Here is a 24,106-nt window from a genome sequence, read left to right as displayed (position 1 = left end):
TCGCGCGCGGCTCGGCGTCTACGGCAGCGAGATCGTCCAGCTGCCGTCGGCCATCACGGTGACGACCGAGGGGCCGGCGCCCAGCGGCACGGTGCCCGAGTAGGCGCCGATGTCGTTCACGAGCAGCCCCATCGCGAGGAAGCCGTCGCTGTGCTGCTGCACGATGAAGTTCGCGGAACCGTCATGCGTGAGCGTGGCCGCCGCGGCGTCGCCGCCGTAGAGGAACACACCATCACCGGCGCCGGACTCCGCGAGCTCGGGCGCGCTCGCGATCGGGGCGATCGTCAGCTCCCACGCGCCGTCGGCGGTCACCTGCAGCCGGGCGCCCTCGCCGAACGCGGTGATGCCGTACGCCGCGGTGCCGCTGTAGGCACCGATGGTGTTCACGAGCAGGTCGCCGGTCATGCCGTTGCTCGCGTCGAGCACCTGCACGATGAAGTTCGCCGACCCGTTGTGCGAGGCGGTGACGATGCCCGCGCCGGCGGGCAGCTCGATGATCGAGTCGCCCGAGCCCTGCTGCGTCACGGCGTCGAATGTGCCGTACGTGTCGGCCGCCCACGAGGCGGCGTCGTCGACCGGCGCCTCCACAGGAGCGGCGGGCTCGTCAGCGGGCTCCTCGGCCGGTGCTGCCGGCTCAGCCGCGTCCTCGACTTCGGCAGCCGGCTCCGGCGCGGACTGCGACACCTCGGGCAGCGCGGCGGGCACCCGGCTGCCGGCAGTGGCGCCGTTCACCGCGCCGACCACGACGCCGAGCAGCACCCACGCCGCGGTCACGATCCACGCGGTCTTCTTGTGCTGCTCGTAGCCTTCGAGCGGCCGGCCGAGCTTGTCGGTCTGCTTGCCGACGAGCGTGATGATCAGGTCGACGAGCGCCCAGATGCCGAGCCCGCCGAACGTGAGCAGCTTCGCGATGCCCGTGCCGACCTTCCCGAAGTAGAAGCGGTCGACGCCGAGCACGCCCAGCAGCATCGCGAACAGCCACGTGGCGACGAAGCTCTTGAGCGGCGCCTGCGGTCCGTTGAACGCGGGGGCGGATGCGTACCCGGCCGCAGGCGGGTAGCCGGCGACGGGTGCGGTGGCAGTGGGCGCGGTGCCCGGGGCGGCGTACTGCGGGGCCGGCTGCGGCGGCATGCTGCCGCCGGCCGGTGCAGGGCCGGAGCCCTGCGAGGGGTTGGTGTAGGACATGGAGGTCTCTCTCTTGACAGGGTGAACCCACCGGCCCGGGGGTCGGAGGGAGAGGCGGCCGATCGGCTGGGGGCGTCTCGACCTGTGGCGAACCTATGCAGACTCACTGACAGACCCACGGACGCGCGAAGACGGCGCCGGCCTCGCGATTGCGAGACCGGCGCCGTCGAGGCTGGCGAACGGCGCTCTACTTGAGCCGCAGCGTCCCCGTCCGCAGCTCCTCGCGGCGCACGTCGCGCATCCGGTCGAAGTGCGCGTCGCGTCGCAGCTGGTGGATGAGCGAGTAGCCCAGCAGCGCGACGATGATCGTGAACGGCAGGGCCGAGAGTATCGCCGCCTGCTGCAGCGCGCCGAGGCCGCCCATCAGCAGCAGCAGCACCGCGCAGACACCGGTCAGCGCGCCCCAGATGGTGAGCACCGGCTTCGTCGGCTCGAGCGAGCCGCGCGACGACAGCATGCTCAGCACGAACGTGTTCGCGTCGGCACCCGAGATGAAGAACAGCACCACCAGGATGATCGCGACCACCGAGGTGATGCCCACGAGCGGCAGGTTGCCGAGCATCTCGAAGAAGGCCGAGTTGATGTTCTCGCTCGTCGCCGCGCCGATCTGGCCGCCGTTCTCCATGTCGAAGCTGATCGCGGCGCCGCCGAAGATCGTGAACCAGCCGAAGAACACCAGGCTCGGCACGATCATGACGCCCAGCACGAACTGCCGCACCGTGCGGCCGCGCGAGATCTTCGCCAGGAAGACACCCACGAAGGCGCCCCAGCTGAGCCACCACGCCATCATGAAGTAGGTCCACCACTGCATCCACTCCGAGTCACCGCTCGAGAGCGGCGTGATGAAGCTCATCTCGAAGAAGTTGCCCACGTAAGAGCCGGTCGAGCGCACGAAGAGGTTCGAGTTGAAGCTCGTCGGGCCGACCAGGAACACGAACAGGCCCAACAGCACCGAGGCGCCCATCGTGAACTGGCTGATGTACTTGATGCCGCGGTTCACGCCCGACAGCGCCGAGAGCGTGAAGATGAGGGTGATGACCGCGATGATCAGCACCTGGATGAACATCTCGGTCGGCAGCCCGAACACTCGGTTGAGCCCCTCGGTGATCTGCGAGGCGCCGAGGCCGAGCGAGGTGGTGGTGCCGAACAGCGTCGCGATGATCGCGAACACGTCGATGACGTTGCCGAGCGGGCCGTCGACGCGGTCGCCGAACACCGGCCGCAGCATCGGCGAGACGAGTCCGGTGTTGCCCTTGCGGTGCGTCGAGTAGGCGATCGCGAGGCCGAAGACCCCGAACACCGCCCACGCGTGGGGGCCCCAGTCGAAGTACGAGAACTGCATCGCGACGACCGCGGCCTCCTGCGTGCCGGCCTCGGCGAGGCCGTGCGGGGGCGTGATGAAGTGCGAGATCGGCTCGGCGACGCCGTAGCTGATGAGGCCGATGCCCATCACGGCCGAGAGGATCATCGCCAGCCACGCCCAGGTGCTGAACTCCGGCCGATCGGTGTCGGCACCCAGGCGAATGCGACCGAAGCGGCTGAACGCGAGGTAGACGAGCAGCGCGATGCACCCGGTGGTGACCACCAGATACGACCAGCCCAGCGAGTCGGTGGTCCAGCCGATGGCGGCCGTCATCGTCGCGTTCAGCGAATCGGGCGAGAGCGCGGCCCACGCGACGAACGCGAGGATCAAGCCGATCGAGACCCAGAAGACCACCCCCGGCCGGTGCCGCATCGCCTCGGCCTTCGCCTGCGCTTCGCTGGGCTCGCCGGTCGGCTCCATGCCGTGGCCGGCGAACTCCGGGTCATCGGGGTCGGCGTACGCCTCATAGCCGGGCCCGCGGCCCGACCGCCGCTCCTGCGGCTTCGTCTGCTTGTCCATGGTCTTGCTCCACTCCGTTGTGTTGCCGTGCTGCTGGGTCGTGCTGCAGGGTCGTGCTGCAGGGTGACCGGCGGATGCCGGTCAGCCGGATCTGGGGCGGTGACGGATGCGCGGGCGCGGCCGCCGCATCCGTCACCTCGGTCTCACTGGAAGGCGGGCACCACCTCGTCGATGAACATGCGCAGCGAGGCCGCCTTGGCCTCGTGCGGCATCGAGTTGTCGATCCAGAAGCTGTACTCGTCGACGCCCATCGCCTCGTACTGCCGCAGCCGCTCGATGACCTCGGCGGGCGTGCCGATCATCGCCGTGCGGTGCAGGCTCTCGGGCTGGAACTCGGGGCGCTCGGCGAACTTCGACTCCGGGCTCGGCTCGTGGAAGCCGTTGACGGCCTCGACCTTGTTGCCGAACACCGCGTCGAAGGTGCGGTAGAAGCGGTTGATGGCCTCGGCCGGAGCGCGCCAGCCCTCCGGGTCGTTCTCGCCGTGCACGTGCGTGTGTCGCAGCACCATGATCTCGGGGCGGCGCTCGATCTCGGGGTGGGCGGCGATGGCGGTCTCGAACTTGTCGACCAGCGCCTGCACCTCCTCGTCGCCCTTCGCCAGCGGCGTCACCATCACGTTGCAGCCGTTCGCGACCGCGAAGTCGTGCGAGGAGGGGTCGCGCGCGGCGATCCACATCGGCACGCCCTCCGGCTGCACCGGCTTCGGCACGCTCGTCGAGGTCGGGAACTGCCAGATCTCTCCGTCGTGCGCGTAGTCGCCCTCCCACAGCTTGCGGATCGCCGGCACGATCTCGCGCAGGTGCGCGCCGCCGTCGGTCGCGGCGACGCCGGGCACCAGCCGGTCGAACTCGTACTGGTAGGCGCCGCGCGCCAGGCCGATCTCGGCGCGGCCGCCGCTGATGACGTCGAGCAGGGCCGCCTCGCCCGCCGCCCGGATGGGGTTCCAGAAGGGGGCGATGATCGTGCCGGCACCGAGGCGGATGCGCTCGGTGCGGGCGGCGAGATACGCCAGCTGCACCATCGGGTTGGGTGAGATCGTGTACTCCATCGCGTGGTGCTCACCGATCCACACCTTGTCGAAGCCGCCGGCCTCGGCGGCGAGCACGAGCTCGGTGAGGTCCTCCCACGACTGCTGGTGCGGGACGGTGTCGTCCCACCGCTCCATGTGGACGAACAGCGAAAAGCGCATGATTCCTCTCCTTCTCTCTACGTGCTGCTGGCGTCGCGCTCGGCGACGGTGGTGTCGGTGCGCGACCAGTGCTCGCGCTCGACCTCGCGAACGATGACGGTGATGTTCTCGGATGCGGCGCCGACGGTGGTCTCGGCGGCCGCGTGGAGCGCGTGCATGAGCGCGCGCAGCTGCTCGGGGCTGCGTCCGCGGGCGATGGAGACGTCGATGAGCGGCATGGTGCCCTAGCCCCGCATCACGAAGGGGTCGGCGACCGGCCCCTCGTCGGTGTTGATCCACACGCTCTTCAGCCGCGTGTACTCGTGCATCGACTCGAGCCCGTGCTCGATGCCCACGCCCGAGCTCTTGAAGCCCTGCCGCGGCGACATCGGCGACATCGCCCGGTAGGTGTTCACCCAGATCGTGCCGGCGTCGAGGCGCCGCGCCATCCGGTGCGCGCGGGCGAGGTTCTGCGTCCACACGCCCGCGGCCAGGCCGTACTCGGTGTCGTTGGCGAGCGCGACGAGCTCGTCCTCGGTCTCGAAGGGCATGATGGCCGCGACCGGGCCGAAGATCTCCTCCCGCACGACGCGCATCGAGTTGTCGACATCTGTGAGCACGGTCGGCTGGTAGAAGTAGCCGGGGAGGTCCAGCCCCTCGGGCCGGCCGCCGCCGACGCGCACCGAGGCGCCCTCGGTCACGCCCAGGTCGACGTAGGAGGCGACCTTGTCGAGCTGGTCGGCGAACGCGAGCGGGCCGAGCTCGGTCTCGGCTGCGAGCGGGTCGCCGATGCGGATCGATCGCGCGCGCTCCGAGACCCGCTCGAGCAGCTCGTCGTAGACAGCCTTGTGGGCGAAGACGCGGCTGCCGGCGATGCAGGTCTGGCCGCCGGCGGCGTAGATGCCGGCGATCACGCCCATCGCCGCGTTCGCGACATCCGCATCGTCGAAGACGATGTTGGGGCTCTTGCCGCCGAGCTCGAGCGTGCAGCCGATGAAGCGCGCCGCCGCCTGCGCGGCGATGCGGCTGCCGGTCGCGGTCGAGCCGGTGAACGAGATCTTCGCGAGGTCCGGATGCGCGACGAGGGCGGCCCCGGCCTCGGCGCCGTAGCCGGTCACGACGTTCACGACGCCGTCGGGGAACCCCGCCTGGGAGGCGAGCTCGGCGACCATGAGGATCGTGCGGGAGGTGTGCTCGCTCGGCTTGATCACCACGGTGTTGCCGGCGGCGAGCGCGGGCGCGATCTTGGAGGTCGTGAGCGTGAGCGGCGAGTTCCATGGCGTGATCGCGCCGACGACGCCGAGCGGCTCGCGCTGCGTGTAGTTGAGGATGTCGACGTTGGTCGCGGGGATCTGCGAGCCCTGCACCTTGTCGGCGAGCCCTGCGTAGTAGTAGAGGTACTCGGGGAGCGTCGCGAGCTGCCCGCGCATCTCGCGCAGCAGCTTGCCGTTGTCGAGGCTCTCGCTGCGGGCGAGCTCTTCCGCATGCTCGGCGATGAGGTCGCCGAGGTTGCGCAGCAGCCGGCCGCGCCGGCTCGCGCTCAGACGCCGCCAGCTGTCGTGCTCGAACGCCGCTTTCGCGGCCGCGACGGCCTTCCGCACGTCCTCCTCGTTGCCGCGAGGCACCTCGTAGAGGTCTTCGAGCGTCGTCGGGTTGATGCTCGGGAAGTGCTCGCCGCTGCTGCCGGCGACGCGCGCGCCGCCGATCCAGTGGTGCAGTCGCTCGGTCATGCGGTGGCCTCTGCCTTCTGCGTCTCGTCGATGAATGCGGTGAGGGCTGCGGCGAGGGCGGGGGCGTCCTCGACCGGCAGCATGTGGCGGGCGCCCGGCACGACGAGCGCGCGGGCGCCGGGCACCGCCGCGGCGAGGCGCGCCGTCATCTCGGGGGTGGAGCCCGGGTCGAGCTCGCCCGTGATGGCGAGCGTGGGCGCGGTGATGCGGTGCAGCTCGGGGGCGATGACTGCATCGCCGGTCGCGAAGACCTCGTACGCGTGCAGGTAGGAGGCGCGGTCGTTCGCGAGCAGCACCCGTTCGGTCGCGACGATCGTCGCCGGCGGCACCTCGGTGTCGTGCGGGAACCAGCGCTCGAGCGACGTGGCGACGCTGGCGGGGAAGTCGGCGCGCGCCGCCTCGAGCCGGCCGGCGACGGCCGCCGCCTCGTCGGGGGTGCGCTTGCATACCGAGCTCACGCACGTCAGGCTCGCGACGACCTCCGGGTGGAAGGCGGCGATGTGCTGCGCGATGAGCGCGCCCAGCGAGAACCCCACGAGGTGCACGGGCCCGCGAGGCATCCGCGCGCGCACGTCGTCGGCGAGCTCGGCGAGCGACGCCGGGGCGCGCAGCGGCGGCCTGGCACCGTGCCCGGGCAGGTCGAGCGCATCCGTCTGCTCCGGCATGAGCGCCCGCAGCGCATCCCAGACCGTGCGGTCGAGGCCGACGCCGTGCAGCAGCACGACCGGCGGGGCCAGCCGTGGCGTCTCGTGCTTCTCCGTCATCGCGCGCCGCCGCCTACTGCTCGGTCGAGAGCGGCGCGAGACGCTGCTGCGGCCGGCCCTGCGCGGCGCCGGCGAGCGCGACGAGGATCTCGCCCGCGTGCGGCGCGTCGGGGACGCGCACCTCGACGCTCTGGTGGTGCGAGCGGATCGTCGCGTCGGTGATGTGCTTGAGGGGGATGTCGAACACGGTGCCTGCCGCCGCGCGCTTCTCGACCGCCGGCAGGAGCGTCGTGGCGCTCGCGGCATTGCGGAAGTGGTCGCCGAACTGCAGCGTGTGGATGAGCGCCGAGCCGTGCTCGACCTCGCCGTCGAGGCCGACGATCGCGGCCTTCCCGTACGCCTCGATCGGCGCGCCGAGCGCCTCGACGACGCGCGGCGCGAGCAGCGCGCCGAGATCGGAGGCGGTCGCGGCGATGCCGGGCGCGAGATCCTCGACGAAGCCCTGCCCGTGCCACGGATTGTCGATGACGACCGCGACGACCGCGACGCGCGCAGCGGGCTCGACGGGGCGGCCGCCCTCGGTCGCGATCTCGTCGACGATGGTGGTCAGCTTGCGGACGATCACAGGGTGATTCCCTTCAGGATGTCGGAGGTGACGGCGCGGTCGGTCGCGCGATCCCCGATGCGGGCGTGCGGGCGGGGGCCGGTTGCCGCCCCCGCGATCACGGCGATCTCGCCGCGGTGGGGAGCGTCAGCGAGGTGCACGTCGAGCGACTGATAGAAGTCGCGCGTCGCGGCGGCCGTCTTGTGCCAGAGCGGGATGCGGTGGCTCTCGCCCGCCTCGGATCGCGCGTCGGCGAAGCACAGGATCGAGGTCCCCCCGAGCGCCTCGCGCACGAGGTTGCCGAAGTAGGGGGTGTGGATGAGGGCGCCCGCGTGCTCGAGCTCGCCGTCGACGCCGACGACCGCCGCTTTCCCGAACGCCTGCACCGCATCCGCCCCGCCGAGGGCGTGGAGCAGCCGGTCGCTCAGCAGCTTTGCGAGCACGGGCGCGATGCGCTCGGTCTCGGGCTGCAGATCGTGGTCGGTGCCAGTGCCCGCCCACGGGTTGCGGATGATCGCGATGGCGGCAGCGCGTCGGGTCGCGGGCGCGGCTGGCGCACCCGGGAGCTCCTCGACGACGGTGCGGATGCCGCGGAGGCCGATGGCGGCGGCGATCGGCTCGTAGCCGCGGAGCGTCGAGGCGCTCGTGAGGTCGACGGCGCCGGCAGGCGCGGTGAGGAGCCTCATTCGCCGGCACCCGTCGGCTCGTCGGCCGGCGCGGACCCGGCCTCGCTCGCGAGGGCACGCATCGTCGAGGCGCTCGAGGCGTCGACGTGCTGCCTGGTGGCGAGCTCCGCGCCCACGTGGTCGCGGGACTCGATCGCGAGCACGATGCTCTCGTGCTCGTGCAGCGAGTCGCGCAGGCGGCCGGGCTGGTCGACCGACTTCCGCACGAGCCGGTGGTAGGCGAGCTGGTTCATGAGCCTCTCGTAGTGCTCGGTGAGCTTGCGGTTGTCGGCGCCCGCGATGAGGCAGTTGTGGAACTCGTGCACGAGCACCGCGTAGAGCGCGCCGTCGCCCCGCCGCACGGCCTCGGCCGAGGCCGACAGGTTGCGGCGCAGCGCGTCGAGCTCGGGCACGTTGCCGCGACGGGCGAAGAGGCCGGCCGCGAGCCCCTCGAGCCCGCTCTTGAGCTCGAACAGCTCGACGATCTCGCGGCGCGTGGGCTGGCGCACGAACGTGCCGACGCGCGGCCTGATCTCGACCAGCCCCTCGTTCTCGAGCTGCTTGAGCGCCTCCCGCACGGGCGTGCGGCTCACCTGGAACTCCTGCGCGAGGAAGAGCTCGGGCAGCGGGGCGCCAGGCGGGAACTCGCCGCTGAGGACGAGGGCGCGGAGGCGGTCGAGCAGCGGTGGCTCGCTGGCGGTGCCGCCGCCGACGCTGGAGCGCTCGAGATTCTCTTGCATGCCAAGACCGTACCTTGCATGCCACCTAATCGCAACGCATCCGAGGTTTTCCTCCGTTTTGGGCCGGTACTTGACGACTCTGTTGTCGACACCTACGATCACTTGCATGCCAGACACCACGGAAGCTGTCACCACTGACATCCGCAGCGCCGTGCGCGCCGTGTGGGAGGCCGCCTGGGATCGCGGCGAGGTCGACCGGCTCGACGAGCTGATGACCGCGGACTTCGTGCGCGAGAGCGCAGCGAGCGGGGCGCGCTGGGACCTCGCGGCGCACAAGCGCGAGATCCTGCAGATCCGAGCGGCGTTCCCCGACCTCTCGACCACGGTCGAGCAACTCATCATCGACGGCGACGACTTCGCCATCTTCTGGAGCAGCACCGGCACCTTCGCGCACGACCTCGGCGAGGTGCCCGCGACCGGCACGCGCGTGCAGACGCGCGGCTCCAACCAGGGCCGGCTGCACGACGGCCGCATCGCCTTCGAGCGCGTCACCTGGGATCAGAGCGAGCTGCTCGCCGACCTCGGCGTGCCGTCGCTCCGCGCCGCGCTCGAGCCGGAGCCTGAGGCGTCGGTCGTCGACGACCTCTCCGGCGCGCAGCGCGAGGCGCTCAAGGGCTTCAACCGGCAGTTCGTCACGGGCGTGACGGTCGTCACGACCACGGATGCGGAGGGTCGCCCGCGCGGGCTCGCCGCGAACTCCTACGCGTCTGTCTCGCTCGACCCGCCGCTCGTGCTCGTCTGCGTGCAGAAGACATCGTCGACCTACCCGGCGCTCTTCCACTCCCGGCACCTCGGGATCAACATCCTCAGCACCGAGCAGGGCGACACCCTCGCGACCTTCGCCTCGCGCGAGCCCGACAAGTTCGCGCACGTCGACTGGCGGAAGGGCCCGCAGGGCAGCCCGCTCCTCGACGGCTCCTCCGCCTCGATCGAGGCGGAGATCAAGGAGCGCTTCCAGGCTCGCACCCACACCGTCTTCATCGCCCGCGTCATCCACGCCGAGGTCACCGACCGCACGCCCATCGTCTACAAGGCGGGGCAGTTCTTCGACGGGTCCTCGCTCACCGAGCTCTGACGACCCGGAGCCTCCGGGCCCGAGCACGACCCAACCCATCCACCATCGAGTCACCAAGAAGGCAGCGTCGCCATGACCGAGATCGACCCTGGGGCCACGAGCGTCCCGACCTACGGCACGTCGCTCACGCGCACGGAGCCGTTCGCGACCGAGGAGATCCCGGTCGCCGAGCGCCACGGACACCCGCGGCATCAGTTCACCCTGTGGTTCGCCGCGAACATGGTGCTCGCCGTGCTCGTATCGGGCTTCTTCTCATCGCTGTTCGGCCTGACCGTCTGGCAGGGGCTCAGCGCCGTCGCCGTCGGCACCCTGCTCGGCGCGGTCGTCATGGGCGTGCTCGCCGGCATCGGGACGAAGCTGGGCGTGCCGCAGCAGGTGCAGGGCCGGGGGCCCATGGGCTTCCTCGGGAACTTCCTGCCCATCGCCCTGCTCACCGTCGTGTCGGCGATCGGCTGGACCGCCGTCAACACCGTCTTCGCGGTGCTCGCACTGCAGCAGCTCGTCGAGGTGCCCTTCTGGGCGGCGGCGGTCGCGATCTTCGCGGTGCAGGCGGTGTTCGCGATCTGGGGCCACAACCTCATCCACCTGGTCAACAAGATCGCGACGGTCGTGCTCGCGATCCTCTTCGCCGTCATCACGGTCCTGTCGCTGCAGCGCACCGAGTTCACCCAGGTGGTGAACACCGACGCCCCGTACTTCGTGGGTGAGTTCGCGGGCTGGTTGACCTTCGCCGGCTTCTTCTTCGCCTACGTGATGACCTGGACGCCGTTCGCCTCCGACTTCTCGCGCTACCTGCCGCGCACGACCTCGCACGCGAAGGTCACGCTCTACACCGCGGCCGGCACGTTCGTGGCCATGATGTGGCTCGGCGGCATCGGCGTGCTCGTCTCGAGCTTCGCAGGCGAGCTCGACGCGATCCAGGCGCTCGCCGAGATGACCGGCGCGTGGGCGCCCGTCGCAATGTTGACCGTCGTGCTGTCGACCCTGCCGGTGAGCGCCATGAACCTCTACGGCGGCTCGCTCTCGCTGCTCACGATCCGCATCCCGGTCAACCGCGTGGTCGGCGTCGTCGTCATCGCCGCCATCAGCCTCGGCGTGACGCTGCTCATGCAGGGCAACCCCTACGGAGCGTTCTACGACTTCCTGCTGATCCTCGCCTACCTCGTCGTGCCGTTCAGCACGATCCTGCTGCTCGACTACTACCTGCGCATGCGGCCGCTCGGCGTCGCGGGCGTGCGGCAGCTGTTCGACCCCAAGCGCACGTTCGAGTGGGGCTTCGTCGCCTGGATCATCGGCTGCGCGTTCTCGGCGCTCTTCTGGAACTCGACGCTCTTCACCGGGCCGCTCGCGAGCACCTTCTCCAGCGTGGGTGACGTCGCCTACCTGGCCGGCGCCCTCGGTGCCGCGGTCGCCTACCTGTTGCTGCGGAGGCTGCCATCGCTCTCGCGCCGGCGGGCGACGGCGACGCCGTCGGTGGATACGGTGTCGGCGTGACAGGCGCCGTGCTGGGCGGCGGTCGGGCGGACGCACGGCCGCCCGCCCTCGTCGTGATCGACATGCAGCGCATCTTCCGCGACCCCGGGAGCCAGTGGTCGACGGGCGGCTACGACGCCGCGGCCGACCGGATCGGCCGGCTGGTGGAGGTGTCGGCCGGGCCGGTGATCTGGACACGGTTCGTACGGGATCCCGCCGAGCTCGGCAGCTGGCGCGCCTACTACGACCGGTGGTCGGCGTGCCGCGAGGCGCCCGATTCAACCGCGTGGGACCTCACGATGCCGGTGCGCCCGAGCGACTCCGTGCTCTCGCTGCCGACGTTCTCGAAGTGGGGCGACGAGCTCGCCGCGCTCACGGAGGGCCGCGACCTCGTCGTGTGCGGCGTCGCGACCGACTGCTGCGTGCTCTCGACGGTGCTCGGCGCCGTCGACGCGGGCAAGCAGGTGACGGTCGTGACGGATGCGTGCGCTGGCGCCACAGAGGAGGCCCACGACCAGGCGGTGGCCCTCATGGGCATGCTCGCGCCGATGGTCTCGCTCACCCGGACCTCCGAGCTCGTCGGCGCCGCCGCACCCGCCGCCTGAGACGGTGCACGGCGCGCCCCCGGCCGGGGCGCGCCCTGCACCGTGCGCGGCGTCAGTTCGAGGGGAAGCCGAGATTCAGGCCGCCGTGGCTCGGGTCGAGCCAGCGGCTCGTCACGACCTTCTCGCGGGTGTAGAAGTCGAAGGCGTGCTTGCCGTAGGCCTTGCCCTGGCCGAACGCCGACTGCTTCCAGCCGCCGAACGAGTGGTAGCCGACCGGCACCGGGATCGGCACGTTCACGCCGACCATGCCGACCTGCACCTCGTTCTGGAACCGGCGCGCGGCGCCGCCGTCGTTGGTGAAGATCGCCGTGCCGTTGCCGAACGGGTTGGCGTTGATGAGCTCGAGCCCCTCCTCGTACGAGGCGACGCGGACGATCGAGAGCACCGGGCCGAAGATCTCCTCCTGGTACGCCTTCGACTCCGTCGGCACCTTGTCGAGCAGCGTGGGCTTGACCCAGAAGCCGTTCGGGTCGCCGTCGACCTCGGGGTCGCGGCCGTCGACCACCACGGTCGCGCCATCCGCCTCGGCGGTGCCGATGTAGCCGACGACCTTGTCGCGGTGGGCCGCCGAGATGAGCGGGCCCATGTCGTTGTCTCGCGTGCCGTCCCCGGTGCGGATGCCCTGCATCCGCTCGGCGATCTTCGCCTGCAGCTCGTCGGCGATCGACTCGACCGCGAGGACCACCGAGATGGCCATGCAGCGCTCGCCCGCCGAGCCGAAGCCGGCGTTCACGGCCGCGTCCGCGGTCACGTCGAGGTCGGCGTCGGGCAGCACGAGCATGTGGTTCTTCGCGCCGCCGAGCGCCTGCACGCGCTTGCCGTGCTTCGAGCCCGTCTCGTAGACGTACTGCGCGATCGGCGTGGAGCCGACGAACGAGATCGCGGCGACGTCTTCGTGGGTGAGGAGCACATCCACCGCCTCCTTATCGCCGTGCACGACGGTGAGCACGCCGGCGGGGAGGCCCGCCTCGGCGTAGAGCTCGGCGATGAACACTGCGGCCGACGGGTCCTTCTCGGAGGGCTTCAGCACGACCGAGTTGCCGGCCGCGAGCGCGATCGGCGCGAACCACAGCGGCACCATCGCCGGGAAGTTGAACGGGCTGATGATGCCCACGACGCCGAGCGGCTGGCGCAGCGAGTAGACGTCGACGCCGGTCGAGACGTTCTCCGAGAACTCGCCCTTCGTCATGAGCGGAAACGCGGTCGCGAGCTCGACGACCTCGATCGCACGCGCGATCTCGCCCAGCGCATCCGAGTGCACCTTGCCGTGCTCGGCGGTGATGATGCGCGCGAGGTCGTCCTTGCGCGCCACGAGCAGCTCGCGGAAGCGGAACATGATCGCCTGCCGCTTCGCGATCGACAGGTCGCGCCAAGCGGGGAACGCCGCCTTCGCCGCCGCGATCGCCTCGGCGACCTCGTCGGCCGACGCGAGCGCGACCTCGCGCGCGACCGTGCCAAGCGCGGGGTTGAACACGGGCGCGGTGCGGCCCGAGCCCTCGCGGCGGCTGCCGGCGATGAAGTGGGGGATCGTCTCGGTGGTGGTGGGCTGCTCGGTGATGGTCATGGATGCTCCTGGTTGCGTTGAGGTTCGTGGGGTGCGGCGCGCTCGGCGCGCTTCGTCCTTGACGGTGGGGCGCTGCGCTGGGGAGGGTCAGGCGTAGACCGCGTGGTACAGCTGCTCGACCTGCTCGGCCGTCGGCACTCGCGGGTTGTTGTTCGGCGAGCCGGAGGCGAGCGCCTGCTGCGCCATGATCGGCACCCGCTCCTCCCACACGGCGCGGTCGATGCCGCGCGTCGCGGGCGTCGGCACCTCGACCTCGCGGGCGAGGTCGCGCAGCTCCTGCACGAGCGCGGCGGCCGCGGCCTCGTCGCTGTCGGTGTCGGATGCGACGCCGAGCGTGCGCGCGCACGTCGCGTACCGCTCGACGGCGTGGTCGACAGAGAAGGCGGTGATCTCGGCGAACAGCATCGCGTTCGCCATGCCGTGCGCGATCTGGAAGTGCCCGCCGAGCGGCCGGCTCATGCCGTGCACGAGGGCGACGGATGCGTTCGAGAACGCCATGCCGGCGAGGGTCGCGGCGATCATCATCTGCTCGCGCGCCTCGCGGTCGCCGCCGTCGCGGTAGGCGCGGCGGAGGTAGCGGCCGATGCGCGAGATCGCGGCGAGCGCGTAGGTGTCGGAGACCGGGTTGGCCTTGCGGCTCACGTACGCCTCGATCGCGTGGGTGAGCGCGTCGATGCCGGTGTCGGCGGTGAGCCGCGGCGGCATCGACAGCGTGAGCTCGAAGTCGACGACCGCGGCCTTCGGCAGGTAGCCGGGGCCTGCGCACAGCATCTTCTCGTTCGAGTCGCTGTCGGTGATGATCGTGAACTGCGTGACCTCGGAGCCCGTGCCGGCCGTGGTCGGCACCGCGATGACCGGCAGCGCGCGCCCCGTGAACTGGAACGGCGCCTTCAGCTCGCGCATGTGGCCGCCGCGCACCGCGAGCACCGAGAGCGCCTTCGCGGTGTCGATCGGGCTGCCGCCGCCGAGCGCGACGATGCTGTCCGCGCCGTGCGCCCGGATCGCCTCGAGGCCCGACTCGAGCGAGTCGGTGGTGGGGTCGGGGATCGTGCCGTCGTAGACCGCGGCCTGCAGGCCTTCCGCGCCGAGCGCATCCGCCACCCTCGCGGCGACGCCCGTCGAGACGAGGAACGCGTCGGTCACGACGATCGGCCGCGCCGCGCCCAGGCTGCTGAGGAGCCCGCCGATGCTGTCGACGCTGCCCGCGCCGAAGCGGAGGATGGGAGGGGTGTTGATGTCGAAGCTCACCGGGTGCACGCCTTCGTGGTCGGATCCGTCAAGAGGATGGGACCAGCATCGCCAGGCGCTCGTGCAGGCGTCAACGGCCAATGGCGCAGGACGAACTGCAGAAGTGCAGAATGGTCGAGTGGATGCCGAGAACCTGCGATTCCTGCTCGAAGTCGCGCGCACGGGCCGGCTGCGCGACGCGGCGGCGCGCCTGCAGGTCGACGAGACGACCGTGTCGCGGCGCATCAGCCGGCTCGAGCAGGAGCTGGGGGTGCGGATGTTCGACCGCACGCCTCAGGGCTGGCGCATCACCGAGTCGGCGCGGCTCGTGCTGCCGCACGCGGAGGCGGTCGAGTCGAGCGTCGCCCGCGCGCTCGAGGCGGTCGTCTCGCGCGCGGGGGAGCTGAGCGGCACCGCGCGGCTGCTCGCGCCCGACGGCTTCGGGGCGAACGTGCTCGTGCCCGGGCTGCGGCCGCTGCTCGACGCGCACCCGGGCCTGTCGGTCGAGGTGATCACCGCGACGAGCCACGACCTCATCACCGCGCGCGACTTCGACCTGGCTGTGACGCTCGAGAAGCCCTCGCCGCGGGCGGCGGCGGTGCGGCACCTCGCCGACTACGAGCTGCGCGCCTATGCGTCGCGCGAGTACCTCGAGCGGCACGGGACGCCGGGGTCGGTGGAGGAGCTGCGGCGGGACCACGACCTCATCTGGTACGTCGAGGCGCTGCTCGACGTCGCGCCGCTGCGGATCCTCGACGAGCTGCTGCCGCGCGGGCACGCCCGGCTGCAGACCAACAACATCACCGGGCAGCACAGCGCTGCCCGCGCCGGGCTCGGCGTCGCGATCCTGCCGACCTACATCGGCGCCGCCGACCCGTCGCTCGTCGGCGTGCTGCCGGAGGAGCTTCGTATCAGCCGCACCTACTGGCTCGTCGTGCCGCGCGACCTCACCGAGCTGCTGCGGGTGCGGGTGATCGCGGACGCGATGCGGGCGCTCGTGGCGGGCCATCCGCACCTGTCGACGGGGGAGCGCTGACCGGCCGCTAGGCCACCCGGTCGAGCACTGGCTCGCCCTGCAGCAGCTGCCTCGCGCGCAGCACCGCGCCGGACTGCAGCGCCGCGAGCGAGCTGCGCGACTTCCACGCGGAGTGCGGGGTGAGGACCGCGTTCGGCGCGTCGCGGAGCGGGTGGTCGACGGCCAACGGCTCCTGCTCGAACACGTCGAGCGCGGCACCGCCGAGGTGGCCGCGCTCAAGCGCATCGGCGAGCGCCGCCTCGTCGACGAGGCCGCCGCGCGAGACGTTGACGACGGCCGCGCCGCGCGGCATGCGCGCGATCGTCGCGGCGGAGAGCAGGTGGCGGGTCGCATCGGTGAGCGGTACGTGGAGCGAGAGCACGTCGGACTCCTCGATCAGCCGGTCGAGCGGAGCCGCGGGCACCGCGTCGAAGACGGCGATCGGATCGTACGCGCGCACCTGGGCGCCCACGTCGCGCCACCAGGTCGCGACCAGCCGTCCGATGCGCCCCATCCCGACGACGCCCACGCGCAGCTCGCTGAGCACCGGGCTGTCGAACGGCACGCTGCTGGCCCACTCGCCGCGGGCGATCGCCGCCTGCCCCTGGGGGATGCGCCGGCTCAGCATGAGTCCCATGGCGAAGGCGTGGGATGCGACCTCCTCCGACGACGCATCCGGCACGATCGAGACGGGCGTGCCGTGCTCCTCGGCCGCGCGCACGTCGATGTTGTCGTAGCCGATGCCGTACCGCACGACGCCGAGGCAGCGTTGCATGCGGGCGAAGTCGTCGTGCCCGAGGCGCACGTAGGGCGTGACCATGGCGACCGATGCGTGCTCGAGCGCCTCGGCGAACTCGCGTGCGTCGCGCGCGACGACGAGGCGCAGCCCGAGCTCGTCGGCGAGGGCCTCCTCGCGCGCGAGGTCGGGGAACTGGTGGGGCGCGATGAGGAGCGTGCGCTCGGAGGTCACGGCTGCGCCGCCGTCGCTGCGCCATCACGGACTCGGTTGCGCAGCGTCTCGATCGAGGATCCGTCCCTCGTGAGCTCCGTCTCGAGCAGCTGGCCCGGCTGCAGGTGGCGAGGCGGCTGCATGCCGTGGCCGACGCCGCCGGGCGTGCCCGTGGCGATGACGTCGCCCGGCCGCAGCCGCACGATGCTCGAGCAGTAGGCGATGAGGTCCGCGACGCCAAAGACGAGCTCGTCGAGGCGGCCGCGCTGCACCTCCTCGCCGTCGACCCGGGTGACGATCTCGAGGTCGTCGGCGAGCGGCGCGAGGAGCGACCCGATCGGGGAGAGGCTGTCGAGCGCCTTGCCCTGCAGCCACTGCGTCGTGCGGTACTGATGGCCGCGCGAGGTGACGTCGTTGAGCGCGACCGCGCCGAGCGCGGCGCCGTCGGCGTCGTCGGCGGATGCCGTGCGCACGGGAGCGCCGATCACCACGCCGATCTCGCCCTCCCAGTCGAGCTGGTCGACATCCGCGGGCCGCACGATGTCGTCGGCCGGTCCGACGAACGAGTCGACGAACTTCGCGAAGAGCGTCGGGTACTCCGGTGCCTCGCGGCCCATCTCCTCGATGTGCGGCCGGTAGTTGAGGCCGACGCAGAGGATCTTCGCGCCTTCGCGGAGGAACGGCAGCGGCGTCGCGTCAGCCGCGTCGAGGCGCGCGGCGGATGCGTCGGGCACGGCGTCGAGGATCCGTCCGCCGTCCCACGGGCCCAGCACGTCGAGGGCGTCGCCCTCGCGTCGCACGAGCACATCGCGCCCATCGGTGGTCTGCACGCGCTGCAGCATCACGCCGCCTCCTTGGTGAATGGGGTTGGCACGCCCGCCTCCGCGGCGAGCGCCTCGAGCTCGTCGATCGTCGCCTGCGCGAGCGCGAGGCCCGCCCGGTTCCGATCCGCCGCCGAGCGCTCCAGGTCGCCCGGCGCGTAGATCGCCTCGACGCCAGGGGCTCGGCGGCTCGAGCGGATGCGATCGGAGAACCGGTCGACGCGCTCCGCGACCGGCGCCTCAGCGGCGGCCTCGAAGCGGCTCGCGTCGACGGCGATGAAGACGTGGGAGCAGTCGTTCGGCTCGTCGCGCTGCTTGTAGAGGCTGCGCGCCTCCCCGCCCTCGCCGCCGCCCAGGATGCTCGTGAGGACCTCGATGAAGAACGCGAGGCCGAAGCCCTTCGCGCCCGCGGCGGGCAGCAGCAGGCCGCTGCGCGCCGCGGTCGGGTCCGTGGTCGGGGCGCCGTCCCCATCGGTCGCCCAGCCGGCCGGGATGTCGCGCCCGGTGCGCTCGGCCTCGATGATCTTGCCGAGCGCGACCGCCGAGAGCGCCATGTCGGCGAACGGGGCTCCCGCGCCGCCCGGCGCGGCGATCGAGATCGGGTTGTTGCCGATCACCGGCTCGGCGCCGCCGACGGCGGGCATGAGCGGCGCCGTGCTCGCCGCGACGATCGCGACCATGCCGGCCTGGGCCATCCGCTCGCTGAACGCGGCCGCGCGGCCGAAGTGGTCGGCGTGCCGTGCGACGACGACCGCCATGCCTGCCTCGCGGGCCTTCTCGATCGCGAGGTCGGTGGCTCGCGCCGCCGACCATGCGCCGAACGAGTGCCCGGCGTCGAGCACGGCGCCGGTCGGCCACTCGGTCACGACCGACACGGCGTCATGGCCGCGCACGGCTCCCGAGCGCAGCCGCTCGAGGTAGATGCCGAGCCGCGAGACGCCGTGCGACGCCACGCCGTGCAGGTCGGCGTCCACGAGCCCGTGCGCCACCGCATCCGCCACCTCGCCGGCGCAGCCGGCGGCGACGAGGATCTCGCGCACCGCGAGCTCAAGCCGCTCGGGCGAGACCTGCGGGCGCGTCATGCGGCCTGCAGCCGGCCGCGCGCCACTGCGGCGCTCACGAACGACTCCGCGGCGGCGAGCACCTGGTGCGCGTACGGCAGCAGCCGCCGCCCCTCGTCGGTGAGCGTCACCTGGCGTGCACGGCAGACGAGCTCGTAGCCGAGGGAGAGCTCGAGCTGCTTGATCTGCAGCGAGAGCGCGGGCTGCGTGATGAACAGCCGCGTCGCGGCGCGGCCGAAGTGCAGCTCCTCGGCGAGGGCGACGAAGCACTCGAGCCGCCACAGGTTCACGCCGCTCATGTTCACGGCGCTCACGCGCGCACCTGCTCGAGCTCGCGCTCGGCGAGCGCCGGCTCGCCGTCGAAGCGGTACTCGTCGGGCCGGAACGTGCCCGCCTCGCGGCGGAACTTGTGCATGAAGTCGGGCCAGACCGTGGTCAGGCGGCCGAAGCGGTGGTCGACGTACCAGGAGTGGCAGCCGCCGTTGAGCCAGACCGTGTCGGCGGCCCGCGCGTCGACCGAGTCGATGAACGCGTCCTGCGCTTCCTGCGTGATCTCGATGACGGATGCGCCGGTGTCGGCCATGTGGTCGAGGGCGCCGAGGATGTAGCGGATCTGGGACTCGATGATGAAGATGATCGAGCCCGCGCCGAGGCCCGAGTTGGGCCCGTTCATGATGAACAGGTTCGGGTAGCCGGCGACGGTCGAGCACGCGTAGGCGGCGCCGCCGCGCGTCCACGACTCGGCCATCGATCGGCCGTGCTCGTCGAAGATGCGGTGCGTGATCGGCAGGTCGGCTGCCTCGAAGCCCGTGCACAGCACGAGCGCGTCGAGCTCGACCTCGCCGTCGTTCGTGACGATGCCGGTCTCGGTGACCTCGACGATGCCGCTCGTCTCGAGCGCGACGTTGTCGCGCAGGAACGTCGGGTAGTAGTCGTTCGAGATGAGGATGCGCTTGCACCCGATCATGTAGTCGGGCGTGAGCTTGTCGCGCAGCTCGCCGGCCGGCACCTGCGCGTGCAGGTGGTCGCGCGCGGTCGCCTCGATCTTCGCGATGAAGTCGGCGATGCCGCGGCGCTGCGGGAAGCGAGCCTCGTTGCCCCAGTACAGCTCGTCGCGGAGCGCCTGCGCCGTCTCAGGCATGCGGCGGAACATCGACTTCTGCGCGTCGCTGTACTCGTGGTCGACGCGAGGGATGATGTAGGGCGCCGAGCGCTGGAAGACCGTGAGCCGCTCGGCCGTCTTCGCGAGCTCTGGCACGATCTGGATGCCGGAGGCGCCCGAGCCGATCACGCCGACGCGCTTGCCGGCCGGGTCGAACGAGTGGTCCCACTGCGCCGAGTGGAACATGGGGCGCGAGAAGCGCTCGAGCCCCTCGATCGCCGGCAGCTTCGGGTCGGAGAGGTGGCCAGCGGCGGTGACGACGAAGTCGGCCGTGAACGACCCTGCGGTCGTCTCGAGCGCCCAGTGCTGCGCATCCGGACGCCAGGTCGACTCGAGCAGCTCGGCGTCGAACGTGATGTGCGGCATGACGCCCTCGTCGATCGCCGCCTCGCGGAGGTACGCGTGGATCTCGGGCTGGGTGGCGTAGACGCGCGACCAGTCGGGGTTGGGGCGGAACGAGTAGGAGTAGAGGTGCGACTGGATGTCGCACGCGGCGCCTGGGTAGGTGTTGTCGCGCCAGGTGCCCCCGACGTCGCCGGCGCGCTCGAGCACGATGAAGTCGTGCTCGCCGCGGCGGCGCAGCTGGATCGCGAGGCCGAGGCCGGCGAAGCCCGAGCCGATGATCGCGATCTTCGCGTGGGTGGTCGACTGCCCGGCGGCCCGGGTGGCGGATGCGGTGGTCATGGCGTGCTCCTGGTTCTGCATCAGGCGTGGTCGACGGGGATGATGGTGCCCGCGGGGTGCTCGCGAGGATCGACCGTGAAGTCGTCGATCGCGACGGCGAGCTGCGCGGGGCGCTCGACCGAGACGGCGTGGCCGGAATCGATCTCGAGGTAGCGGGCGTCGGAGATGGCGCCGAAGAGCACGCGCGCGTGGTGCAGCGGCACCATCGCGTCGTGGGTGCAGCCGATGACGAGGGTGGGCACGTCGATGCGGCTGAGGCCCGAGGTGATGTCGATCTCGCGGTTGAGGCGCATGATCTGGGCGGGGTAGGGGCGCGTGACCGCCTGCTGCAGCTCGGCCCAGTCGCGCGCGTTGCGCCCGACGACGAAGCCGGGGGAGTAGGCCATGAGCAGCGTGAGGCGCTGGAGGCTCTCGGGGTCGCTGTCGTGGAGGCGCTGCCACAGGTCGTTGCGCACGAGCTGGTGCCGGTCGGTCTTCGACCAGCCAGCGACGAGCGCGAGCGACGCGAGGGTGCCGGGCTGCTCCGCGGCGTAGGCCGCCGCGACGACAGCGCCGAACGAGTAGCCCACGAGCGCGACGGGGCCGTCGGCGGATGCGTGCTCGACGACCGCGCGCAGCTGGTCGACCGCGTCGGCGAGGGTGAGGTCGCCGTCCTCGGCGGGCAGCTGCAGGTCGAACGCGACGACGCGGCGCGTGAAGCTCAGGATCGGGTAGACGGCCCAGAAGCTGCCGCGCGCGGTGCCGGAGCTGCCGTGCACGAGCACGATCGTCGCGGCCGCGGTCTCGTTGCCGCTGTCGTAGATCGGGATCGATCGGCCGCCCTGCTCGACGTGCCCGCTCGGCTGCACCAACAGCGGCTCGCGCAGCGTCCCATCGACATGCCAAGCGCTCTGACGCTCTGCCTGCTCCGTGACCATCGCCACCTCACTCCATCGTGATCAAGATTCTGAGAGCGCACTATCAAACTGTGCTCTGCGGTGAGCGTACACAACGTCGGAGCGGATGCCAATAGGCGGATGTGATTGCCCGCTCTCACTTCCCTGCGTACGATCGGGCTGCGGCGATGGCGCCCGGAGCGCTCCCGTCGCGGGGACGTGCAGAGCTGATCGCGGCCGCTGGCCGCAGACGTAGGGAGCGCCATGGGCGGGTCGAAGGAGCGCGTGCTGGTCACGGGTGGAGCGAGCGGCATCGGCGCCGCGATCGTCGAGCAGCAGCGAGGGCTCGGCCGCGACGTCATCGTGATCGACAAGCAGCCGGGCGGCATCCAGGCCGACCTCTCCGACGGCGCGCAGGTCGCCGCCGCGCTCGAGGAGGCGCTCGCCGATGGGCCGATCCACCGGCTCGTGAACAACGTCGGCTACATCCGCGTCGCTGAGCTCGAGCAGCTCGAGATCGAGGATGCGCTGCGGACCTACGAGATCAACGTCATCGCCGCCATGCGGTGCTCGCAGGCGCTGCTGCCCGGTATGCGCGAAGCGCGCTTCGGGCGCATCGTCAACATCGCCTCCCGCGCCGCTCTCGGCAAGGCTGGCCGTTCGGCCTACTCGGGCTCGAAGGCCGGCATCATCGGGGTCACCCGCACGTGGGCGCTCGAGCTCGGCAAGCACGGCATCACGGTCAACGCCGTGAGCCCGGGTCCCATCCGCACGGCGATGTTCGAAGCGGCGAACCCCGCCGACGACCCGCGCACGCGGGCGATCATCGACGCGATCCCCGTCAAGCGCGTCGGCGAGCCCTCGGACATCGCTGCCGCGGTGGGCTTCCTCCTCGACGAGGCCGGCTTCATCACCGGGCAGAACCTCAACGTGTGCGGCGGCATGACCGTCGGCGCCGCGCCGCTGTGAGCGGGGCGCCCGTCGGCGCCTGGTCGACGCCGGCTGCCCTTGCCGACGAAGCCGCGATCGAGCCGGGGGCTGCGGCCATGCTCGCGGCCTACGCACTCCGCGTCGCTCGCGAGCCGCTCGCAGAGCCGACGCGCGGGGCGGCGAAGGCCGTGCTGCTGCACAACCTCATCGTCGGGCTCGCGGCGCACGGCATGCCGCTGCCCGGCCTAGCGGGTGCGCGCGCCCTGCCGTGGGCCGAGGGGCCCGCGACAGCGACCGACCTCGCGTTCGCGACCGCGCTGCGCATGGGCGCACGAGCGCAGCACGACGAGCACCCGCACTCGGTCACGCACCTCGGGAGCGCGGTGACGCCCGCGGTGCTCGCGATCGCCCCGCGCGGCATCGACGGCGACCGACTGCTCGCGGCAGTCGTCGCGGGATACCAGGTCGGCGGCGCGCTGGGAGTCGCGCTCCTGCCGCACGTCCGTGCGCGGGGCATGCGCGCGACGGGAGTCGTGGGACCCATCGCGGCCGCGGCGGCGGCCGCAGTCGTGCTGCAGCTCGACGCGTCGGCGGCAGCGAACGCGATCGCGATCGCCGCCAACCGTGCGGCCGGCTTCACTCAGGTGTGGCTCGAAGGCACGGATGAGTGGCGGTTGCAGACCAGCGCGGCCGCGCGCGACGGCCTGGAGTCGGCGCTCTGGGCTGCAGGCGGAGCGCGCGGCGCGGCCGCGGCGATCGAGGGCCGGTCGGGTCTGCTGCGAGCGCTCGGCGTCGACGCGGAGCGCGCTGCCGCGATCGTCGCCGCACTGCCTGCCGCGCTCGCCGGCGAGCCGGTCATCGAGCAGATGCTCCTGAAGGCCCATCCCGTCTGCGCCATCAACCAGGCAGCGGTCGAGGTGGCCGTCGCGCTGCGCGAGGGGCTGATCGCCGCCGATCTGACCGCGATCGAGCGCGTCACCGTGCGGCTGAGCGACGCCGACGCCACGTACCCCGGGATCGACCTCGCGTATCCGCCCTCGTCGTGGGCGCAGGCGATGATGGATGCGCGCCAGGGCGTCGCGGTCGCGCTGGCCGATGGCCGCGTCGATGCGGCGGCACTCCACCCCGGCACCGCCGAGGCGCAGCGCCTCCGCGCGCTCGTCGGCGTCGTCGGCGGGCGTTCCGCCAGCCTCGCGCACGGGGCCCACATCGAGATCGAGCTCACCGATGGGCGCCGCCTCGTCGGCGCCTCCGACGGCGTCGAGGTCGATGCCCAGCGATCGGCGCGGATGGCGCTCGAGCTGCTGCCCGCCGCGGGCCTCCCGCGCGCGCTCGCCGACCAGCTGCCCGCCCTCGTCCGCGGGATCGACAGCGCGGGCGGCGTCGAGCGCCTCATCGGAGCGCTCGAGGGCATCGCGCCCTGGGAGGCGCTGTGCCGCGGATGATGCAGGCGGTCGCCGCGACCGCGTGGGGAGCGCCCGAGGTGCTGCAGCCGATCGAGGTGCCGCTGCCGTCGCTGCTGCCCGGAGAGGTGCTCGTGCGCGTCGAGGCGGCGGGCGTCAACCCGACCGACTGGAAATCCCGCGCCACGGGCGGCCGCGGATACTGGCGAGACCCCGCGATCCTCGGCTTCGACGTCGCGGGCGTCGTCGAGGAGGTCGCCGACGGCTCACACCGGTTCGCGGCGGGCGACCGCGTCTTCGGGATGCCGCGCTTCCCGCTGCCGGCCGAGGCCTACGCCCAGTACGTCGCCGCACCCGCCCGGCAGCTCGCACGGATGCCCGAGGGCCTCGGCTTCGCGGATGCCGCGTCGTTGCCGCTCGCCGGGCTCACCGCGCTGCAGGCGCTCGAGGACGCGGGCGGCCTTCGCGCCGAGGAATCGGTGCTCGTGTGCGCGGCCGGCGGCGGCGTAGGGCGGCTCGCGGTGCAGATGGCCCTCGCGCTCGGGGCGCGCGTCACGGCGTGCGCCCTGTTCCTTATACCCAT

The 24,106-nt window shown here is 71.9% G+C and carries 24 protein-coding genes; 7 read left to right on the top strand and 17 right to left on the bottom strand.

All coding sequences use genetic code 11. The features are described from left to right. Positions 1-18 precede the first annotated feature (18 nt). The 9 genes from NWP09_RS00120 to NWP09_RS00080 all read right to left on the bottom strand — a co-directional run bounded on the left by NWP09_RS00120 (position 19) and on the right by NWP09_RS00080 (position 8,679). Positions 19-1,185 carry a TM2 domain-containing protein gene (locus tag NWP09_RS00120; RefSeq protein ID WP_258273512.1) on the bottom strand — a complete coding sequence of 389 codons (1,167 nt, stop codon included), beginning with the start codon at positions 1,183-1,185 and terminating at the stop codon, positions 19-21. 187 nt (positions 1,186-1,372) lie between these two features. Continuing rightward, positions 1,373-3,067, bottom strand: a complete 1,695-nt coding sequence (locus NWP09_RS00115; RefSeq protein ID WP_309137085.1) for a BCCT family transporter — start codon at positions 3,065-3,067, stop codon at positions 1,373-1,375. 143 nt (positions 3,068-3,210) lie between these two features. Beyond that, positions 3,211-4,257: an LLM class flavin-dependent oxidoreductase gene (locus NWP09_RS00110; protein ID WP_258273511.1), complete on the bottom strand. Its 1,047-nt coding sequence runs from the start codon at positions 4,255-4,257 to the stop codon at positions 3,211-3,213. A gap of 17 nt (positions 4,258-4,274) precedes the next feature. Continuing rightward, positions 4,275-4,475, bottom strand: coding sequence for a 4-oxalocrotonate tautomerase family protein (locus NWP09_RS00105; RefSeq protein WP_258273510.1), 201 nt, complete (start codon positions 4,473-4,475; stop codon positions 4,275-4,277). Between the two features lie 6 nt (positions 4,476-4,481). Then, a complete protein-coding gene (locus tag NWP09_RS00100) occupies positions 4,482-5,966 on the bottom strand; it encodes an aldehyde dehydrogenase (RefSeq protein WP_258273509.1) in 1,485 nt (494 codons plus the stop codon). Then, entirely contained in the window at positions 5,963-6,730 is a 768-nt protein-coding gene (locus NWP09_RS00095) for an alpha/beta fold hydrolase (protein ID WP_258273508.1), read from the bottom strand. The genes NWP09_RS00100 and NWP09_RS00095 overlap by 4 nt, the downstream gene beginning before the upstream one ends. Positions 6,731-6,743: 13 nt before the next feature. Next, positions 6,744-7,295, bottom strand: a complete 552-nt coding sequence (locus NWP09_RS00090; RefSeq protein WP_258273507.1) for an amino acid synthesis family protein — start codon at positions 7,293-7,295, stop codon at positions 6,744-6,746. Continuing rightward, positions 7,292-7,960, bottom strand: coding sequence for an amino acid synthesis family protein (locus tag NWP09_RS00085; protein WP_258273506.1), 669 nt, complete (start codon positions 7,958-7,960; stop codon positions 7,292-7,294). The genes NWP09_RS00090 and NWP09_RS00085 overlap by 4 nt, the downstream gene beginning before the upstream one ends. Further along, positions 7,957-8,679: a GntR family transcriptional regulator gene (locus NWP09_RS00080; protein WP_258273505.1), complete on the bottom strand. Its 723-nt coding sequence runs from the start codon at positions 8,677-8,679 to the stop codon at positions 7,957-7,959. The genes NWP09_RS00085 and NWP09_RS00080 overlap by 4 nt, the downstream gene beginning before the upstream one ends. A 106-nt stretch (positions 8,680-8,785) precedes the next feature. Here NWP09_RS00080 and NWP09_RS00075 point away from each other — a divergent pair, with 106 nt between their 5' ends. The 3 genes from NWP09_RS00075 (at position 8,786) to NWP09_RS00065 (ending at position 11,832) form a co-directional block, all read left to right on the top strand. Beyond that, positions 8,786-9,754 (top strand): flavin reductase, encoded by a 969-nt coding sequence (locus NWP09_RS00075; protein ID WP_258273504.1) that lies wholly within the window; start codon positions 8,786-8,788, stop codon positions 9,752-9,754. A gap of 72 nt (positions 9,755-9,826) precedes the next feature. Continuing rightward, positions 9,827-11,248, top strand: a complete 1,422-nt coding sequence (locus NWP09_RS00070; protein WP_258273503.1) for a cytosine permease — start codon at positions 9,827-9,829, stop codon at positions 11,246-11,248. Continuing rightward, complete coding sequence (locus tag NWP09_RS00065) at positions 11,245-11,832, top strand: cysteine hydrolase family protein (protein WP_258273502.1); 588 nt, start codon at positions 11,245-11,247, stop codon at positions 11,830-11,832. Before NWP09_RS00070 ends, NWP09_RS00065 begins: the two co-directional genes overlap by 4 nt. A gap of 52 nt (positions 11,833-11,884) precedes the next feature. On the opposite strand, the gene NWP09_RS00060 is transcribed toward NWP09_RS00065, so the two are convergent. Next, positions 11,885-13,396 carry a CoA-acylating methylmalonate-semialdehyde dehydrogenase gene (locus NWP09_RS00060; protein WP_258273501.1) on the bottom strand — a complete coding sequence of 504 codons (1,512 nt, stop codon included), beginning with the start codon at positions 13,394-13,396 and terminating at the stop codon, positions 11,885-11,887. Between the two features lie 87 nt (positions 13,397-13,483). Next, on the bottom strand, positions 13,484-14,644 hold the full coding sequence (locus NWP09_RS00055) for an iron-containing alcohol dehydrogenase (RefSeq protein ID WP_258273500.1): 1,161 nt from the start codon (positions 14,642-14,644) through the stop codon (positions 13,484-13,486). A gap of 118 nt (positions 14,645-14,762) precedes the next feature. Here NWP09_RS00055 and NWP09_RS00050 point away from each other — a divergent pair, with 118 nt between their 5' ends. Next, positions 14,763-15,659 carry a LysR family transcriptional regulator gene (locus NWP09_RS00050; protein ID WP_258273499.1) on the top strand — a complete coding sequence of 299 codons (897 nt, stop codon included), beginning with the start codon at positions 14,763-14,765 and terminating at the stop codon, positions 15,657-15,659. 7 nt (positions 15,660-15,666) lie between these two features. Here NWP09_RS00050 and NWP09_RS00045 read toward each other — a convergent pair whose 3' ends face one another. The 6 genes from NWP09_RS00045 to NWP09_RS00020 are packed head-to-tail and all read right to left on the bottom strand — an operon-like array spanning position 15,667 to position 21,163. Further along, entirely contained in the window at positions 15,667-16,608 is a 942-nt protein-coding gene (locus tag NWP09_RS00045) for a C-terminal binding protein (RefSeq protein ID WP_258273498.1), read from the bottom strand. Beyond that, entirely contained in the window at positions 16,605-17,429 is an 825-nt protein-coding gene (locus tag NWP09_RS00040; RefSeq protein ID WP_258273608.1) for a fumarylacetoacetate hydrolase family protein, read from the bottom strand. The genes NWP09_RS00045 and NWP09_RS00040 overlap by 4 nt, the downstream gene beginning before the upstream one ends. Continuing rightward, positions 17,429-18,490: an Ldh family oxidoreductase gene (locus NWP09_RS00035; RefSeq protein ID WP_258273497.1), complete on the bottom strand. Its 1,062-nt coding sequence runs from the start codon at positions 18,488-18,490 to the stop codon at positions 17,429-17,431. Before NWP09_RS00035 ends, NWP09_RS00040 begins: the two co-directional genes overlap by 1 nt. Next, on the bottom strand, positions 18,487-18,783 hold the full coding sequence (locus NWP09_RS13500; protein ID WP_309137084.1) for a LysR family transcriptional regulator: 297 nt from the start codon (positions 18,781-18,783) through the stop codon (positions 18,487-18,489). The genes NWP09_RS00035 and NWP09_RS13500 overlap by 4 nt, the downstream gene beginning before the upstream one ends. After that, a complete protein-coding gene (locus NWP09_RS00025) occupies positions 18,780-20,315 on the bottom strand; it encodes an NAD(P)/FAD-dependent oxidoreductase (RefSeq protein ID WP_258273496.1) in 1,536 nt (511 codons plus the stop codon). The genes NWP09_RS13500 and NWP09_RS00025 overlap by 4 nt, the downstream gene beginning before the upstream one ends. A 20-nt stretch (positions 20,316-20,335) precedes the next feature. Next, positions 20,336-21,163, bottom strand: a complete 828-nt coding sequence (locus NWP09_RS00020) for an alpha/beta fold hydrolase (RefSeq protein WP_258273607.1) — start codon at positions 21,161-21,163, stop codon at positions 20,336-20,338. A gap of 291 nt (positions 21,164-21,454) precedes the next feature. Between NWP09_RS00020 and NWP09_RS00015 the strand changes: the two genes are divergently transcribed. The 3 genes from NWP09_RS00015 to NWP09_RS00005 all read left to right on the top strand — a co-directional run. Further along, complete coding sequence (locus NWP09_RS00015; protein WP_258273495.1) at positions 21,455-22,159, top strand: SDR family NAD(P)-dependent oxidoreductase; 705 nt, start codon at positions 21,455-21,457, stop codon at positions 22,157-22,159. A gap of 77 nt (positions 22,160-22,236) precedes the next feature. After that, entirely contained in the window at positions 22,237-23,565 is a 1,329-nt protein-coding gene (locus NWP09_RS00010; protein WP_258273494.1) for an MmgE/PrpD family protein, read from the top strand. Beyond that, positions 23,562-24,106: NADP-dependent oxidoreductase (locus tag NWP09_RS00005; protein ID WP_258273493.1), on the top strand; the 545-nt coding region annotated here is incomplete at its 3' end. The genes NWP09_RS00010 and NWP09_RS00005, both read left to right, overlap by 4 nt.

Source organism: Agrococcus sp. HG114 (assembly GCF_024723325.1).
In the GTDB taxonomy this organism is placed as follows: Bacteria; Actinomycetota; Actinomycetes; order Actinomycetales; family Microbacteriaceae; genus Agrococcus.
This window is presented reverse-complemented; position numbering and strand designations above follow the sequence as displayed.